The organism is Dongshaea marina, assembly GCF_003072645.1.
Classification (GTDB): Bacteria; Pseudomonadota; Gammaproteobacteria; order Enterobacterales; family Aeromonadaceae; genus Dongshaea; species Dongshaea marina.
On record NZ_CP028897.1, the window covers coordinates 2,926,412 to 2,940,217 of the forward strand.

19 protein-coding genes, 2 tRNA genes and 1 pseudogene are annotated in these 13,806 nt (G+C 50.5%); 10 read left to right on the top strand and 12 right to left on the bottom strand.

What is annotated here, in order from left to right; translation table 11 throughout:
• Positions 1-33: 33 nt before the first annotated feature.
• From DB847_RS13730 to DB847_RS13740, 3 genes are all read left to right on the top strand, one after another.
• On the top strand, positions 34-669 hold the full coding sequence (locus tag DB847_RS13730) for a response regulator (protein WP_108651210.1): 636 nt from the start codon (positions 34-36) through the stop codon (positions 667-669).
• Between the two features lie 45 nt (positions 670-714).
• A complete protein-coding gene (locus DB847_RS13735) occupies positions 715-894 on the top strand; it encodes a hypothetical protein (protein WP_108651211.1) in 180 nt (59 codons plus the stop codon).
• A gap of 204 nt (positions 895-1,098) precedes the next feature.
• Entirely contained in the window at positions 1,099-1,701 is a 603-nt protein-coding gene (locus DB847_RS13740) for an LON peptidase substrate-binding domain-containing protein (RefSeq protein WP_108651212.1), read from the top strand.
• Positions 1,702-1,740: 39 nt separating this feature from the next.
• On the opposite strand, the pseudogene DB847_RS13745 reads toward DB847_RS13740, so the two are convergent.
• The 3 genes and pseudogenes from DB847_RS13745 to DB847_RS13755 form a co-directional block, all read right to left on the bottom strand.
• Positions 1,741-2,501: pseudogene (locus tag DB847_RS13745) on the bottom strand (Nif3-like dinuclear metal center hexameric protein).
• Between the two features lie 102 nt (positions 2,502-2,603).
• A tRNA-Cys gene (locus DB847_RS13750) sits at positions 2,604-2,677 on the bottom strand.
• Positions 2,678-2,686: 9 nt separating this feature from the next.
• Positions 2,687-2,762: transfer RNA gene (locus DB847_RS13755), tRNA-Gly, on the bottom strand.
• Between the two features lie 218 nt (positions 2,763-2,980).
• Between DB847_RS13755 and DB847_RS13760 the strand changes: the two genes are divergently transcribed.
• The 4 genes from DB847_RS13760 to DB847_RS13780 all read left to right on the top strand — a co-directional run bounded on the left by DB847_RS13760 (position 2,981) and on the right by DB847_RS13780 (position 7,337).
• Positions 2,981-3,223 (top strand): DUF2164 domain-containing protein, encoded by a 243-nt coding sequence (locus tag DB847_RS13760; protein ID WP_108651213.1) that lies wholly within the window; start codon positions 2,981-2,983, stop codon positions 3,221-3,223.
• Positions 3,224-3,653: 430 nt separating this feature from the next.
• Positions 3,654-4,985, top strand: a complete 1,332-nt coding sequence (locus DB847_RS13765; RefSeq protein ID WP_108651214.1) for an NCS2 family permease — start codon at positions 3,654-3,656, stop codon at positions 4,983-4,985.
• A 542-nt stretch (positions 4,986-5,527) separates the two neighbouring features.
• Complete coding sequence (locus DB847_RS13775; protein WP_108651216.1) at positions 5,528-6,310, top strand: DNA/RNA non-specific endonuclease; 783 nt, start codon at positions 5,528-5,530, stop codon at positions 6,308-6,310.
• A gap of 226 nt (positions 6,311-6,536) precedes the next feature.
• On the top strand, positions 6,537-7,337 hold the full coding sequence (locus DB847_RS13780) for a substrate-binding periplasmic protein (protein ID WP_108651217.1): 801 nt from the start codon (positions 6,537-6,539) through the stop codon (positions 7,335-7,337).
• Here the strand turns inward: DB847_RS13780 and DB847_RS13785 are convergent.
• Positions 7,332-8,098, bottom strand: a protein-coding gene (locus DB847_RS13785) for an IS5 family transposase (protein WP_108651218.1) whose coding sequence is annotated in 2 segments (ribosomal slippage) — positions 7,332-7,723 and positions 7,723-8,098 — 768 coding nt in all. Because the reading frame shifts where the segments join, the coding sequence is not laid out codon by codon here. The genes DB847_RS13780 and DB847_RS13785 overlap by 6 nt on opposite strands.
• Positions 8,099-8,460: 362 nt before the next feature.
• On the opposite strand from DB847_RS13785, the gene DB847_RS13790 reads away from it, so the two are divergent.
• A complete protein-coding gene (locus DB847_RS13790; RefSeq protein ID WP_108651219.1) occupies positions 8,461-8,772 on the top strand; it encodes a hypothetical protein in 312 nt (103 codons plus the stop codon).
• Positions 8,773-9,078: 306 nt separating this feature from the next.
• Here the strand turns inward: DB847_RS13790 and DB847_RS13795 are convergent, their stop codons facing one another.
• The 4 genes from DB847_RS13795 to DB847_RS13810 all read right to left on the bottom strand — a co-directional run bounded on the left by DB847_RS13795 (position 9,079) and on the right by DB847_RS13810 (position 10,571).
• Positions 9,079-9,288 carry a hypothetical protein gene (locus DB847_RS13795; protein ID WP_108651220.1) on the bottom strand — a complete coding sequence of 70 codons (210 nt, stop codon included), beginning with the start codon at positions 9,286-9,288 and terminating at the stop codon, positions 9,079-9,081.
• 68 nt (positions 9,289-9,356) lie between these two features.
• A complete protein-coding gene (locus DB847_RS13800; RefSeq protein WP_108651221.1) occupies positions 9,357-9,695 on the bottom strand; it encodes a hypothetical protein in 339 nt (112 codons plus the stop codon).
• A 74-nt stretch (positions 9,696-9,769) separates the two neighbouring features.
• Entirely contained in the window at positions 9,770-10,051 is a 282-nt protein-coding gene (locus DB847_RS13805) for a hypothetical protein (RefSeq protein ID WP_108651222.1), read from the bottom strand.
• Between the two features lie 85 nt (positions 10,052-10,136).
• The gene (locus DB847_RS13810; RefSeq protein ID WP_108651223.1) at positions 10,137-10,571 is read right to left on the bottom strand and encodes a HigA family addiction module antitoxin; all 435 of its coding nucleotides are present in this window, start codon (positions 10,569-10,571) and stop codon (positions 10,137-10,139) included.
• Here DB847_RS13810 and DB847_RS24425 point away from each other — a divergent pair.
• Together DB847_RS24425 and DB847_RS25670 are read left to right on the top strand one after the other, a co-directional pair.
• Positions 10,545-10,976, top strand: coding sequence for a hypothetical protein (locus DB847_RS24425; protein ID WP_159084627.1), 432 nt, complete (start codon positions 10,545-10,547; stop codon positions 10,974-10,976). The genes DB847_RS13810 and DB847_RS24425 overlap by 27 nt on opposite strands.
• Before the next feature lie 41 nt (positions 10,977-11,017).
• Positions 11,018-11,218 carry a hypothetical protein gene (locus DB847_RS25670; protein WP_234418405.1) on the top strand — a complete coding sequence of 67 codons (201 nt, stop codon included), beginning with the start codon at positions 11,018-11,020 and terminating at the stop codon, positions 11,216-11,218.
• Between the two features lie 207 nt (positions 11,219-11,425).
• Here DB847_RS25670 and DB847_RS13820 read toward each other — a convergent pair whose 3' ends face one another.
• From DB847_RS13820 to DB847_RS13840, 4 genes are all read right to left on the bottom strand, one after another.
• The gene (locus tag DB847_RS13820; protein WP_108651225.1) at positions 11,426-11,644 is read right to left on the bottom strand and encodes a hypothetical protein; all 219 of its coding nucleotides are present in this window, start codon (positions 11,642-11,644) and stop codon (positions 11,426-11,428) included.
• 894 nt (positions 11,645-12,538) lie between these two features.
• Positions 12,539-12,814, bottom strand: a complete 276-nt coding sequence (locus DB847_RS13830) for a hypothetical protein (protein ID WP_108651227.1) — start codon at positions 12,812-12,814, stop codon at positions 12,539-12,541.
• Between the two features lie 21 nt (positions 12,815-12,835).
• On the bottom strand, positions 12,836-13,351 hold the full coding sequence (locus DB847_RS13835; protein ID WP_108651228.1) for an RES family NAD+ phosphorylase: 516 nt from the start codon (positions 13,349-13,351) through the stop codon (positions 12,836-12,838).
• Positions 13,348-13,785 carry an MbcA/ParS/Xre antitoxin family protein gene (locus DB847_RS13840; protein WP_108651229.1) on the bottom strand — a complete coding sequence of 146 codons (438 nt, stop codon included), beginning with the start codon at positions 13,783-13,785 and terminating at the stop codon, positions 13,348-13,350. The genes DB847_RS13835 and DB847_RS13840 overlap by 4 nt, the downstream gene beginning before the upstream one ends.
• Positions 13,786-13,806: the final 21 nt, after the last annotated feature.

Genomic DNA, 13,806 nt, shown 5'->3' on the forward strand with positions numbered 1-13,806 from the left:
AATAAACTCCAACAACCCTACAAGAGAGTTGAAATGCAACAGCATACTGTTTTGGTCATTGACGACCATCCACTGATCCGAAGAGGGATCATCGGCGCCCTGAGCTCTGATACCCCTTTCGAGGTGATCGCCGAGGCTGGTGATGGGCAGCAAGGGCTCGAACTTGCCTTGGAGCTGGATCCCGACCTTATTCTTCTGGATCTCAACATGAAAGGACTCAGCGGGTTAGAAACCCTGCGCCTGCTGCGTCAGAAAAAATTCTCCAACAAGGTGGCACTGTTCACGGTTTCCGATAAGCGCCAGGATGTGATCAATGCGATCCGCTATGGCGCCGATGGCTACCTTCTTAAAGATAGTGAGCCAACCCAGCTAATCATGCAGCTCCGGCACCTGATGAGTGGCCAGCGGGTGGTCAGCCCGGCGGTCCATCACTATCTGGATCAACTGCATCAACGTGAGCACAGCCTTCAGGAGAAATTAGCCACCCTCACCCGCCGCGAATGGCAGATCCTCAGGGAGTTATCTCAGGGGCTCAGCAATAAACAGATCGCTCTCAACCTCACGATTACCGCGGAAACCGTCAAGGCCCATGTTAAAAACCTTCTGCGTAAACTCGAGGTTGGATCTCGTACCGAAGCGGCTATTCTCTATCATGAGCAGCTAAAATAAACCCCTGATGACCCCCTTTGTGTCAAAACCAACAAGGATGAAACCATGGATAAAAAGAGTAAGTTTGTCACTAAAAATGCAGCACGAATTTTTTCGGCCATGTTCGCAAACTCCCAAAAAGATCCCAGTGCTAAAAACGCAATTCTGGAAGCCGAAGATCTCTGGCTGGAGCTGGTAAAAAAAGGTTACCTTGAGGAGTCTGAAGGAGAAGCTGGTAACGAGTAACTCCCTCTCTAACCGGAGCTCCCTTGGGCTCCGGTTATTGGTTATTTCAGCGTTATTTTTTTGACACTGCCAAAAAATAACGCGTCTCTCATCATCATGACACTCTGCAAGCCCCCGCCAATAGGGGACTCATTGATATCCTTTTCTATCTGGCACACTTTTTGATTATTCCCTATATCGGCTCAGATTTAAGGGGATAAAGTTATGGAAAGATCATCACTGCCACTACTACGTATCACCTGCCATCTGCTTCCGGGCGGGATCCTGCCGTTACGCCTGAGCGATCCCGTCCAAGTCGAACTGTGCAAGGCGGCCCTTACCCAGGATGGGCTGATTGCGCTGGGTTTTATTGATGAACAACAAAAAAGATCGAATCTGACACCTGATAGCATGCACGGAATAGGAACCCGAGCCGAAATCATCGATTTTTTTCTTACCCCGGATCAAACCTTGTCGATCACAGTAAAAGGGATCGATCGCTTTAAGTTCAAGCAGGTCCGCGAGGCCCGTGATGGGCTCGAGTGGGCTGACATTGACCCTCTCCCCAATTGGCAGGATCAACTGTTAGATGGTGAAGAGCAGGTTTTAGCGTCCATGTTGGAAGACATCTACCTCAGCTACCCAGAGCTGTCTGAGCTACATCCACAAAAGGCGCTCGACGATGCGGCCTGGATCTCTCAGCGCTGGCTTGAGTTGCTGCCGATCTCCGATAGTGAGAAGCAGATGCTCCTGGAGCACTCCAGCTGTACCCCGGTGGTTGCCTACCTGCAACAGATGCTAAGCCAATCAACCATGAGTTGTCATTAAGCCAGCGCCCGCCACCTCAAATCGATGGCGGGCGATTTTTCACACCGGATTATCAATATCGATAAAGCTGACGTCCAGTCCATGTTGCTGCTGTAACCACTCCCCCAATGCTTTCACGCCATAACGCTCGGTGGCATGGTGCCCCGCAGAGAAAAAGTGGATCCCCCCTCCCGGGCAATATGCACAGTTTGCTCCGAAACCTCACCACTGATAAAGGCATCACAGCCCGCCCGGGCGGCCTGCTCTATATAGCTCTGACCACCACCGGTACACCAGGCAATCCGCTTGATGACCGCCGGCCCGGAATCACTACATACGAATGGCTCTCTTCCCAGCGCTTGTTTGATCCGCTGGGTTAACTGGGCCGCCGACGCACTCTCACGCAATTCACCCAACATGGCGATCGGCTTTTTCTCAGCCGGATCCAGTCCTCCCAAGGCCTCTAGCCCAAGAAGCTTGGCCAGCTGAGCGTTATTTCCAAGCAGGGAGTGGCCATCCAGGGGAAGGTGATAGGCAAAAAGATTGATATCGTGGGCCAACAGCGTCTTAAGGCGGCGCTGCTTGATCCCCACCAGAGGTGCAGCCTCCCCCTTCCAGAAGTAACCATGGTGAACCAGCAGGGCATCGGCTTTTTCAGCCACTGCAGCATCGATCAGAGCCTGGCTTGCGGTAACACCTGTCACCACCTTTCGAATCGAGGAGCGCCCTTCGACCTGCAACCCATTGGGGCAGTAATCGCGATAAAAATGGGGTTCAAGAAGCTCATTGAGCAGATGTTCAAGCTGAAAATTTTCGATCATGAAAGAAGTTCCTGTTACTCAGCGATGGCGCCAATTGTAACAGATTGCTGGCAATGAAGTTGCTGGAAAAAGAATCGAAAAGTCAGGAGATATAAAGAGAACTGGAGGCGCGTCCCGGAGTCGAACCGAGGTCCACGGATTTGCAATCCGCTGCATAGCCACTCTGCCAACGCGCCTTCATTTTTTGGAGCGGGAAACGAGACTCGAACTCGCGACCCCAACCTTGGCAAGGTTGTGCTCTACCAACTGAGCTATTCCCGCTTGTCTTGAAGACGAGACGAATTATAAGTACTCTGGCTCTGGGTGCAAGCTTTTTATCTAGAAAAAGGTTTGTTTGCCGTAAAATCACCCAAGATGGGTGAATTGACAACATATCCTGGTGATTCAGCCCTCTTCGGCCCTGTGCACTGAACAATTCACCACCGGATAATTAATTCCCCCTTGGGACAGATTCAATCACTGAGCAAATAGGAATAAGCATGAGCGCTATCCAGTTCTCCAACGAGGAAAAAGCCGAGATCCTTACTAAAATCCAGAAATACCTGCTCGATGAGCTGGATCTCCCCCTTGAGCAGTTTGATGCAGAGTTCCTGCTGGATTTTTTGAGCAAAGAGCTGGGGCCCTATTTCTATAACCGGGCGATTTATGATGCCCAGAGCCTCCTTGAAAAACAGATGGATAATCTTCACGAGAGCCTCTACCTTCTGGAAAAATCCTCTTAGGCCGATAGCGCCGGCATCATCCTGCGCAGCTAAAAATGTGGTCCCTTAACCTTACTCATCAAAATGAATGATAGCCGAATCGTTTACCCCTAAATCGCCAAACTGATTGCTCTGTCCGGTTAGGCCAGAAGATGCGCGTTGATTCGAAGTAAGATTCAAATCTCTTGCGGTTCAAGGAGCGTCAGGCCATCAAGCTCAACGTCATCAATCAGAGGATAACACGGTTAGTTGAGACTCTCTTCCCAACCGCCAGCCTAGTGTTTGGCTAGGATAACTGTGATTTTTTGAAACCACAGCCCAATAATGGTAGATTGGCGCGCTTTTTAACGATTGATGCTCAGTTTCCACTCAATACTTGATGCGGCTTGCATGAAATTTTGGGAGTGCTGAATATCAAGCAATCTCTTCCCCCCTTTAAATAGAGATAGATATGCAACAGGATACTCCAGGCTCACAACTTCCCCGTGCTGGCCTGCTCGACAGAATATTTCAGCTCAAGTCTCATGGCACAACACTGCGCAACGAGGTGATCGCCGGGATCACGACCTTCTTCACCATGGTGTACATCATCTTTGTGAACCCCCAGCTGCTTGCAAATGCCGGCATGGATAAGAGCGCGGTCTTCGTCACCACCTGCCTTATCGCTGCGATTGGCTCAATCCTGATGGGAGTTATTGCGAACCTGCCTATCGCCCTGGCCCCCGCCATGGGACTCAACGCCTTTTTCGCTTTTGTGGTGGTTGTGAGCATGAAGTACAGCTGGCAAACCGGGATGGGGACCATTTTCTGGGGAGCCCTTGGCTTTTTCCTGCTCAGCCTGTTTCGGGTTCGCTACTGGATCCTGGCCAATATCCCAAGCTCGCTTAGGATCGGCATCGCCAGTGGGATTGGCTTGATGATCGCTTTGATGGGCCTGCACAATGCGGGGATCATCGTCAGTAATCCGGACACCATGGTGAGCCTGGGCGATCTGAGCTCTCCCTCCTGCCTGCTGGGCGCATTAGGATTTTTTATAATCGTGATCCTCGCGGCTCGCGGGCTGCACGCCGCGGTGCTAATCGCCATGGTGGTGACCACCATCCTCGGCCTTGTGACCGGAAATGCCGAGTTTCACGGCATTATCTCCACGCCTCCCAGCATAGCTCCTGTGTTTGGACAGCTGGATCTGAAAGGTTCCTTTAATCAGGCCCTGGCCGGGGTCATTTTCTCCTTCATGCTGGTGAATCTATTCGATTCATCCGGCACCTTAATCGGCCTGACCAATAAGGCCGGACTGGCTGATGAGCGGGGGCAGTTTCCCCGAATGAAACAGGCTCTGTTCGTTGATAGCCTCTCATCCATGCTGGGCGCCTTTATGGGAACCTCATCCGTCGGAGCCTATGTTGAAAGCTCCTCAGGGATCTCGGTTGGAGGACGAACCGGGCTGGTTGCGGTTGTCGTTGGCCTGCTGTTTCTGCTGGCGATCTTCTTTGCCCCCCTGGCAGAGATGATCCCGGCTTATGCCGCTGCAGGGGCTCTGGTGTATGTGGGGGTGTTGATGATCTCCGAGCTTTCTAAAATTCAGTGGGACGATCTCAGTGAAGCAACCCCGGCTTTTATTACCGCGGTGATGATGCCATTTAGCTTTTCGATCACCGACGGCATCGCCATGGGCTTTATCAGCTATGTGGTGATCAAACTGGGGACCGGGCACTTTAAAGCGCTCAATCCTTGTGTCATCGGCGTTGCGCTGGTGTTTCTACTCAAATACATACTGGTATAGAGCAGATAAGCGTTATTATCTGTACCGCTTATCTGAGTGCTTTTGCTTGCACCACAACTGCAAACAATGTCGGGGGTGCCCGACTGCACCCTACTTTTGGATCGTCAAAAGTAGGAAAAACCTTACTCCGCGCGATGCATTTATCATCCCTGATAAACCTCTCCAGCTCGATGTCCGATCTCGCGTGAAGTTGCTCCGTGAGCAACTTCACGCCTCCATCGAGCTACGTGACTCGCCGATTACCATCCTTGATAACCTTTCCCTGCTCGGTGTCCATACCTCGCGCTACGTTATTCCACGAATAACTTCGCCCATGGCTCAAGTACTTCATTGAACAAGTGGGTGGTAAAAGTATTTAAGCGATGCAGCACTAGTAGAGCTAAGTGAAACCTCCCTGCGCAGGCATTATGGATTTAGTGCCTGCGATTTCAGATTTTGTAAACTGCCGAAAATGGGGTTTAGCAATTCCAACCCGGATCAAGTTTCCCGCCTCTGGTTTCATGCTAGCCTTTTTTTCCCTAGCTAAAATCAGAACAAATATCATGAAAAAACAGTACCTTCTGCTCAGCTCCGCCCTGCTCCTGACAACTAGCGCCTTTGCGCAGTCCATCTCGGCCCCGGTCTGCTATCAGCACAGCTGTCCGGTGGGAGCCCCCTCCGGCGATCACCTGATCGTCAGAGATCTCTATGCTCTGGATAACAATGGCAGCACAAAATTTGCCGACTGGGTGGCATATCGGGTCTCCAGTGTAACGATTCATCCAAGCGATGGGCATAAGTGCTCGCGAGTCTGGAAAGCAGATCCGGATTTAGATCCCACCCATACCCTGCAACCCTCAGACTATTCGGGAGCCCACGCACAGCTTGCAACCGACAGGGGGCATCAGGCACCGTTGGGCTCTTTGTGTGGGTTTTCAGACTGGAAGGCAACCGACTATCTTTCTAATATCACACCGCAAAAAAGTGATCTCAACCAGGGGCCCTGGGAAAAACTGGAGCAGGCGGTGCGTGATAAAGCGGATATTCCAAATGGAGAGGTCTATGTGGTGACCGGCCCCTATTACGACCCATCACAACCTATGCCGACCCTGCCGGCCAACAGCCAGGTGATGATCCCAAATGGCTACTGGAAAGTTGTAGCCGCAAAAGTCGATGGCCAACTCCAGACAGCGGCTTTTATTATGAGCCAGGATGCCGGACGTAAGGATGATTTTTGTGATTACCGGACAACGGTTAAGGCGGTTGACCTAAAAGCCGGGTTTAGTGTCATGCCGGCCCTAACCTCTGACGAGGAGAGCTCGCCTCACAACTGGCTCTGTAGCTAGCCCTTCTCTTACTCCCCCTTGATTTAAAACGATCATAAAGAAACTGAGTTTGTCAGGAGATCTGCCTGGCAAACTCCACTTCGCTCTAACGGTCTCATTCGGCTCCGCCCTTCAATTGTCTTTTTTACAAAATAGGACTTGGTTCATACACTTAAAAAGTCAAAACCACCATCCAGCTGTTTGTGGCTCGCAGGAACCCAAACCTACCCGGGTGTAAGGCTCTGTTATGAAGTTCACTACAAGATTGGCGATCGGACTGCTCTGTATCTGCCTGTTTAGCCTCAAGGTCGCAAACGGTGAAACCATCCTCAAAATTGCCACCGATGACTGGCCTCCCTACGAGTTCTACGATGAACAGCAGAATGTGACTGGTTTTAGTAGCGAGATGCTGACAGAGGTTCTTTCTCGTATGAAGCTGATCCACATGATGAAAGCCAGGTACAATCGGATCACCATCTATCCCTGGGCCAAAGCGGAGCAGATGGTGTTTAACGGTAAGTTGGATATTCTCTATAGCGCCAGCCCCAGCGAAAACCGCCACCGTTACTGCTACCTTCCGGATGAGCCTATCATCAAGTCTCCCTGGGTGTTTTTTATTCGCAAGCAGGATGAGGCGCGTCTTAATTATCAATCCTTTGATAGCCTCAAGGAGCATAGAGTTGGGGTTGTCCGGGGTTACTCCTACACCCCACAGTTGTGGGATTTTCTAAGAAAGCATAGTAACTATAAGCTGGTAAATACCGACCAGCAGGCATTCACTAAACTTGCCCTGGGACGTTTTGATTACATCATTAGCGAGTTGTACGTGGGCCTTTCAATCATGAAAGAGATGGAGATATCCCATAAGCTTATGCCGATTACAGACAAGCCCATCAAGGAAACCGGTCTCTACTACCTTTTTAGTAAAAAAACGATGAGCCCCGAGTTTGTGGCTGAGTTTTCTTCGGAGCTGAAAAAATTCAAAACAACTTCGGCCTACCAAAAACTCTATCAAAAATATTTCGGAGGCTATGGGCTGTCGTCATAAGATGGCAGCCCATAGTGCTACACAACGTATTTGAACCGCCGCTTCAAATGAAGCGGTATTTTTTGCATATCGTGTCGCGATTCCTCGCCACCTCTTCAGATGAAGAAAAGCATTTTCTACCAAATGCCTAACTCTATAGAGACCTTTATCATGCTCCCGTAGCACCTTCCGGTTTCTCCTCGATGGAATAACCACTTTCATTCCCAGAAACTCGGCTTGGGAGACCAAGGCATTGGTATCGTAGCCTCTGTCAGCCAGTAAATACTCAGCATCGACACTATCAATCAGAGCCAAGGCCTGAGAACAGTCTGCCGTTGTACCTGAGGTAACAAAGCACTTAACAGGCATGCCATGAGAGTCTACAGCCACGTGGATTTTACTGTTTAGCCCCCTTTTGTTATCCCCATATCCTGATTACCTCCCTGAGCACCGCTGGCATCTGGGTGGACTTTGATATGGCTGGCGTCGATCATCAGCCACTCAAAATCAGGCTCATGGATTAAACGTTCCTGGAGGCGAGCCCAAACTCCCTTATCACGCCAGCGACTGAAGCGTCGATGGGTATTTTTCCAGTCGCCATAATCGGGAGGAAGGTCTCTCCAAGGTGAGCCTGTCCTTAAAATCCAAAAAACAGCATTGATAAAGAGTCGGTTATCTCGACCCGCCTTTCCCCAATCACCTTTTCTTCCCAATATATGGGGTTCGATTAGGCTCCATACTCGGTCTGATATGTCATGGCGTCGGTGGGCTGGGCTCTTCATTGTGTAGTTCCAGATTAATGATGAAAGAATATATTGTACTCAAACTAGTCCGCTCATGACGACAGCCCCTAGCCTCTGATGAACTTATGCTTATTTTGTGAGCTATAGCGCTGAATCCCCCCCTTCGAGTCCTTACTATGGAAGAGTCAACGCTATTTTTTGAGCCGTAAGCGCTGTGACGCCGCGTTCCCTTGCCGATAAGGCAAGCCGATTAACTAGCAGCCGTTCGGTATCCTATTGTCCTATCCGCAGGAACAGCAATCGCCTGTTACCCTGCCTTGCTCTATGGGTAACACCTTGACTCTAAAGTGATTTAAGCCCTGCAAGGGGTGCCAGTCACCATGATCCCAAGGAGAAACACTATGGAATGGTTACATAATTCAAGGGCAAAAATTGCTGATGCGGTCACTGCCGCTATGTTGCAGCATAAAAAAACCGTAAACCTGCATCTCTCACAACAGGGAGTATTAGAGTTGCATATCCGCTCAGGTGTCCCGGATGGAAGCCGCGGTATTGAAACCCGGGTGATTGATGCCTCACCGGCCAACGACTCTGCGACACACTCGGATTGGCTGGTCACCGGAGATATTCGTATCGATGGGGAGCACATCGATCCCTTTTTGATCACCAATGAGCTGATCGAGAGGCTGGAATCTAAGCTTGCAGTCAGATAACGGCTAATCAACCGCCCCAAATTGCCAGCGCCAGGAAAGATTGCCAAGCTCTGCTCAGGCAGATCCTTTGCGCCCGGGGTGAAACGGCTTCTTAGCAATGGAACGAGAGATAAATGGGCACTGGTGATTATCGCTGAGCCGGTAACGTGTCTCATGGATGAGAGTCGGATCCACAGTAAGTCTGCGGGTTGATCTCAGCAGATGGAGCAGTATCAGGAGCAGCTATTTATTTTTCTCAGTAACTCAAGCCCGTATCTGTATATCCTGCCACAAGGTGCGGGCTCATCTTCTTTTGAAAAGACAACCTCAGTTTAGGGTGCGATCCTCTGCCAATACCTCAGCCACCAGCTCACCACTGACGATATCAGAGTCAATCTGCCAGGTGATGGGGCCATCATCATAACCCGCGGCGATCGCCAGCAGTGAATGAGCCAGGATCAGGCTGACATTTTCCACCCCTTCCTCAGCCTCAAGCTGTTGAAGGACCAGGGCGAGTTGCTGTCGTGTTGTCATCATCCTTCTCTCTCCGTGTCAGGATTCAGGCGATTCCAACATTCAATGCAGGGAGCAGGCCAACACCATTATTACTTGAGCATCTGCATCAGCTCCCTTACATAAGCACACTCACACTTAGCCTTACACCTTGCTAATTGGTGCTCATCTTTGCAATAGCGTGGGCACTCCGGCCCTCCGGTCTTCCTTTCCGAATAGACTTGCCCCTGGTAGAGATCTTTAAAATCCCCGACCTCAACGGCAAGTGTAGAGCAACAACCCTCTTTCTCATGGGTAAATAAAAATAATCCGTAATCAAGGCTCTCAAAATCAGCCTTATAGCCATTGAGAACAATCTCAGGATCTGAGATAAAATCTTCCCTGCTTTTCCACAGAGCAGAACACATCGAGCATTTTTTGAACTCCGGCATAGGCGCTCCGTTGCCTGATAGATTATTGACGATCGTGGATCTCTTGCAGAGAGTGCGCCAAAAGCCAGATATGCTCAGCCCTTGGCGGAGATTATCATCTGAGCGATCGCCAGATCATGAGCGGGTGCTGCCGGCAAGCCCATGCTCTGAGTCGAGAGCTCAGTCAGGAGCTGCGCGATTGGCTCCGGAGCATCACTCTCAATCGCCAGTTTGAATACCCTGGGGATATATGGCTGATACTCATCACGAGCCCCCTCAGCATCACTCATCCGGGAGACCCCAACCGGATCCCATTCAAAAAAAAGGATCTTATCAATGTCTCCATATAACTTAAGTTGACTTGGAGATAGCTTCATAAACCTGCTCCTTACATTTCGCCTATCCTAAATGGAACTCAGCCCCCTGCAGTTGCACTCAACTGAGCCTGCTATCGGATATTTTTCAATTCCTGGTACTCACGCACTGATAACAGATAGGCCAGAGTTTCACCATTGTGCTCAATCTCGAGGCTCCCCCCTGAGTCGCCTTGATCACTTTTTCTGTCTCACGGCTAAGCTCAGCCATACTGACCCGGCTCAGAGCTAAATCCGGCTCCTGGCTGACCCCAATCTGAGGCAACTCCTCAGAAGATTCAGCAGCCCAGGCATCATATCGTTTCTGAATATCCATCCAGTAGCCTGTGTGATGACCTAAGGCTGAAGCCAACTTGGTGGCCGTGAGGATTTTAAGCTTTTCTCTGCCATTGAGAATCGCCATCACCCGCCCCTCAGGCAGTCGCATCTTCAACGCCAGATCACTTGGGCTCATCCCCATGGGAGCCAGATAGTCCTCTTTGAGGATAGTCCCGACATGGGTGGGTTTATTGGTATTGGTCATTTAAATCCTTTACGTGCCTTGGTGCGTGAGAGTTGTTGTTGCCCTGAGTTCCGTTGCCCGCTTGGTCAACAGGCTTTACTAACTCAACAGAGTCTGCCATCCGTAGCAGAAAATATCATCCCTCTTTTTCCTGAACTTCGCCTGGCAATTAAAGAAATTGTAACAGCCTCAACCGCAACAAAGGTTGCTGATTATACTTTTAGTGGAACGCCTCGCTGCTCTGAGAAACCTTGTATGGAATACCAAAAGCAAGCACATGGTGAGTTTGAGTGTGATACTGCGCTAACGCAGGAGAGAATCTTGGTATGCCGTTTTATCGGTCCCTGGAACTTAGAAACCGCCCAGAGCTCCGTTAGTGAAGTGCTAAAACATGCCGAACAGTTTAAACCGCACTCCTGGGGGTAATGTGTGATCTGCGCCGCTGGGAAACCTGCCCACCGGAGGTGATGGAGTTTTTTGACACAACCACCAGAATACTGACCGACTGCGGCCTGCGATACCAGGCCATCCTCACAGGTATGGCTTTACAGAAAATGGTCGTTGATGAGTACGCACACTCCCCCCACCAAAAGCCTCTGCTCCTGCAGTATTTTGAGAGTGAAGAGAGTGCCTTGGGCTGGTTGAGATCCAAGCTGCGGCAAAGTTAGCCGACCCGGCTCTTACAGAGGGACACATCTCATCAGGGTCAAGATCATCCTGGCGGTTGAATCGCGATGCAATAAACAAAAAGCATAATAAACCCGCCACCCCAGGTAAGGGTTTGCAGGTTATCAAACGATTCCGGCCAATGTTGAGCCACAAGTGTAGCTACTTCTCACGGCTATCACTGGGGATCTCATCACCTATCAAGGCTGTCATCGCACCACTTCACGCGCCGCAACCTCAAGTCGAGCCTCCAGCCAGTCGATTTCAAAGATACAGCCACTCTGGTTGTCACTCAGGTATAGACTCTTTTGAACCACACTATAAACCCAGTGCCATCCAGGAGGACTCGCTGCTGCGACCTCGTTGGGGGTGCTCGGCCATTGCTCCAGATTCCCTAATAGCCACTCCATTGCCTCTTGCTTGCCCATGTTACCTTCCTTTGCTCGATGAAAACTGCCCTACCAAATAACCCTATAATGCTCTGTAATTCAAGCTCCCTGCATCAGATTGTCATTACAGGCTGCACCCAGCTCGAAGGCGAAAGCCAGGACTTTATCTGAGCAGATAAGACTCTACAGGCATAAAAAAACCCGCAATCCCTTATATGATAAGGATTTGCGGGCTTAGTCGGTCCCTGGTGGGACCTGTAGGTGGTGGAGCTGGGGGAGTCTAATAATCTACATAACCACCTGATATGTAATCAACAATTGAACAGCAATCATAGTCTATGCACCTACTAATGTACCTTTCGTGCTATTATAATCCCTGCTCAGATCCAATTTGGCTGTATTTGAGAAAAGGGAGTAAATCCTCCCTTTTGGTCTTACTATTTTCCTATTGCACGATGCCAAGCTCTAACGGCCTGCTCCTTTGTATCTGCCATGTGCCAGGGGCTGAGATGGCATCCCACATCCATGCGGTATCGGATGAATGTGGTCTGGTTGCTATGATCCACCCCCTTGTGGTCGCAAATATCCCAGCTACACGCAAACTTTCTGTATGCTCGGCCATCTGGAACCATCGCGGCCTTGCGAACCCTCTTGTTGCTGTGCCTCTTCATTCCTGGGCGGTTGAGGGCGTAGCTAATCGTTTTCTTTCTTGAACGGCTCATGCCATGTTCTCCAACTAAAAAAAGTCAGAGATGGCTGAGCTCCCAGTACCATTGAATACTCAATATTTCTCACTCTCTTTCAATGTGGATCAGCTTTGGATCACCGCTGCGCCTTGCTACGCCTGACTTTTATCACCGCATTACCTTAAGGGGATGTCAGGGTGATCCATTTTTTTGGATCACCTTTTGGATCAGTCATGAGCTGCCTCTATCAGCTCCCTTTCACCAGCGAGTTGAAGCCTCCAGCGGCAGAGGCTAGTAGCATCCAGACAGCCTCCTCATTATCTTTTGCAGCCGCTCGTGTCGTAGGCCAGGCCGCCTCTTGAAACTTCCCCAAGAGGGCTGGCATATCCCTACCATCATCAGCAGCCATAAGTGCCATTTGCAGAAGCACAGTCACGGCCTCTTGAGGACTGAGCTCCCCCAGCTCCTCAGATAGTTCAGCGGTACAGTTGATAGCCAGCTCGGTTAACTGGTTTATGTGCATGGTCAAATCAATCCTTTTTGGTTATACCTGGGCAAAGGCACGCTTTGAGTAAAGGGGCGAATGGCTATCAAGCAGCGTCATATCCTTAACAGCCTTCTTGGTTGGGTTCAAAACAACATTGGCATAAGTGGAGCGGCGAACCTCATTGTGGGGCGAGCGAACCAGGCGGTCATTCATGGTGCAAGATGGCACTATCAGGCCGTCATACTGCTTACCCTCTAATATCTCACTGCCGAACTCCTGGGTGGCCTTTAGTGCCGGGTACTGCTCCCAGCCTTTGGGCAACTCTTCCGGGCGGATCTCATAAAGCCGGAGGGATGGCGACTCAAAGACGCCCATGCAAAACATCAGGTTTGCTACCTTGGGGGATGGAGCATAGTTTGATAACTCCAGCATGGCGTTCTGAACATTCGAGCTCATGTAGAGGACGGGTGTCCCGGGCAAGTTCCAACGCGCCCCGTTCTTGTAGCTGTTCCCCTTCTCGTAGTCTTGCCAGCTATCAAGGTAACGCTTGTGTTGTGCTCTGAAAAGGATCACGCAAAGTCTCCCTGGCGCAGGGAATCAAGGATCTCCCGAAGAGCCTTTCTGCCTGGTAGAGTTTGCATGAGTTCCTTGGGGGCTCTCCCGTTCAGAGCCGGGAGCGGATCTGCCAGCCACTCGCGCAGGGTCTCCCCATCGCCCATAAACACCTCGTTCATTTCCTGCCACAGCGCGGTAAGGTCGCTAATGTCCTCGCTCTGAACTCTTGTTAGGTGCTTCCGGGAGTAGAGCTTACTCAGGTTGGTTACGTTGATATCAATGGAACGGGCAACCACCTCTCGGGGGATAGCCTTAGCAACAGCCCTTAAGGTTTTTCCTGCCAGCCTTGGCTCTTGCAGAGTTGCCTCTGCCAAATATGAGACTCGCGCCTCAGTGGATCCTGTTCCTATCCGGGACAAAACCACATCATCCAGTGTTCTCTCAGCCATCATGCTGGCCTCCTTATTCGTACC

Coding starts and splice junctions, on each gene's coding strand:
- DB847_RS13730 (WP_108651210.1), top strand. CDS start 34: ATGCAACAGCATACTGTTTTGGTCATTGACGACCATCCACTGATCCGA.
- DB847_RS13735 (WP_108651211.1), top strand. CDS start 715: ATGGATAAAAAGAGTAAGTTTGTCACTAAAAATGCAGCACGAATTTTT.
- DB847_RS13740 (WP_108651212.1), top strand. CDS start 1,099: ATGGAAAGATCATCACTGCCACTACTACGTATCACCTGCCATCTGCTT.
- DB847_RS13760 (WP_108651213.1), top strand. CDS start 2,981: ATGAGCGCTATCCAGTTCTCCAACGAGGAAAAAGCCGAGATCCTTACT.
- DB847_RS13765 (WP_108651214.1), top strand. CDS start 3,654: ATGCAACAGGATACTCCAGGCTCACAACTTCCCCGTGCTGGCCTGCTC.
- DB847_RS13775 (WP_108651216.1), top strand. CDS start 5,528: ATGAAAAAACAGTACCTTCTGCTCAGCTCCGCCCTGCTCCTGACAACT.
- DB847_RS13780 (WP_108651217.1), top strand. CDS start 6,537: ATGAAGTTCACTACAAGATTGGCGATCGGACTGCTCTGTATCTGCCTG.
- DB847_RS13790 (WP_108651219.1), top strand. CDS start 8,461: ATGGAATGGTTACATAATTCAAGGGCAAAAATTGCTGATGCGGTCACT.
- DB847_RS13795 (WP_108651220.1), bottom strand. CDS start 9,288: ATGATGACAACACGACAGCAACTCGCCCTGGTCCTTCAACAGCTTGAG.
- DB847_RS13800 (WP_108651221.1), bottom strand. CDS start 9,695: ATGCCGGAGTTCAAAAAATGCTCGATGTGTTCTGCTCTGTGGAAAAGC.
- DB847_RS13805 (WP_108651222.1), bottom strand. CDS start 10,051: ATGAAGCTATCTCCAAGTCAACTTAAGTTATATGGAGACATTGATAAG.
- DB847_RS24425 (WP_159084627.1), top strand. CDS start 10,545: ATGGGTGGGTTTATTGGTATTGGTCATTTAAATCCTTTACGTGCCTTG.
- DB847_RS13810 (WP_108651223.1), bottom strand. CDS start 10,571: ATGACCAATACCAATAAACCCACCCATGTCGGGACTATCCTCAAAGAG.
- DB847_RS25670 (WP_234418405.1), top strand. CDS start 11,018: ATGGAGTTTTTTGACACAACCACCAGAATACTGACCGACTGCGGCCTG.
- DB847_RS13820 (WP_108651225.1), bottom strand. CDS start 11,644: ATGGGCAAGCAAGAGGCAATGGAGTGGCTATTAGGGAATCTGGAGCAA.
- DB847_RS13830 (WP_108651227.1), bottom strand. CDS start 12,814: ATGCACATAAACCAGTTAACCGAGCTGGCTATCAACTGTACCGCTGAA.
- DB847_RS13840 (WP_108651229.1), bottom strand. CDS start 13,785: ATGATGGCTGAGAGAACACTGGATGATGTGGTTTTGTCCCGGATAGGA.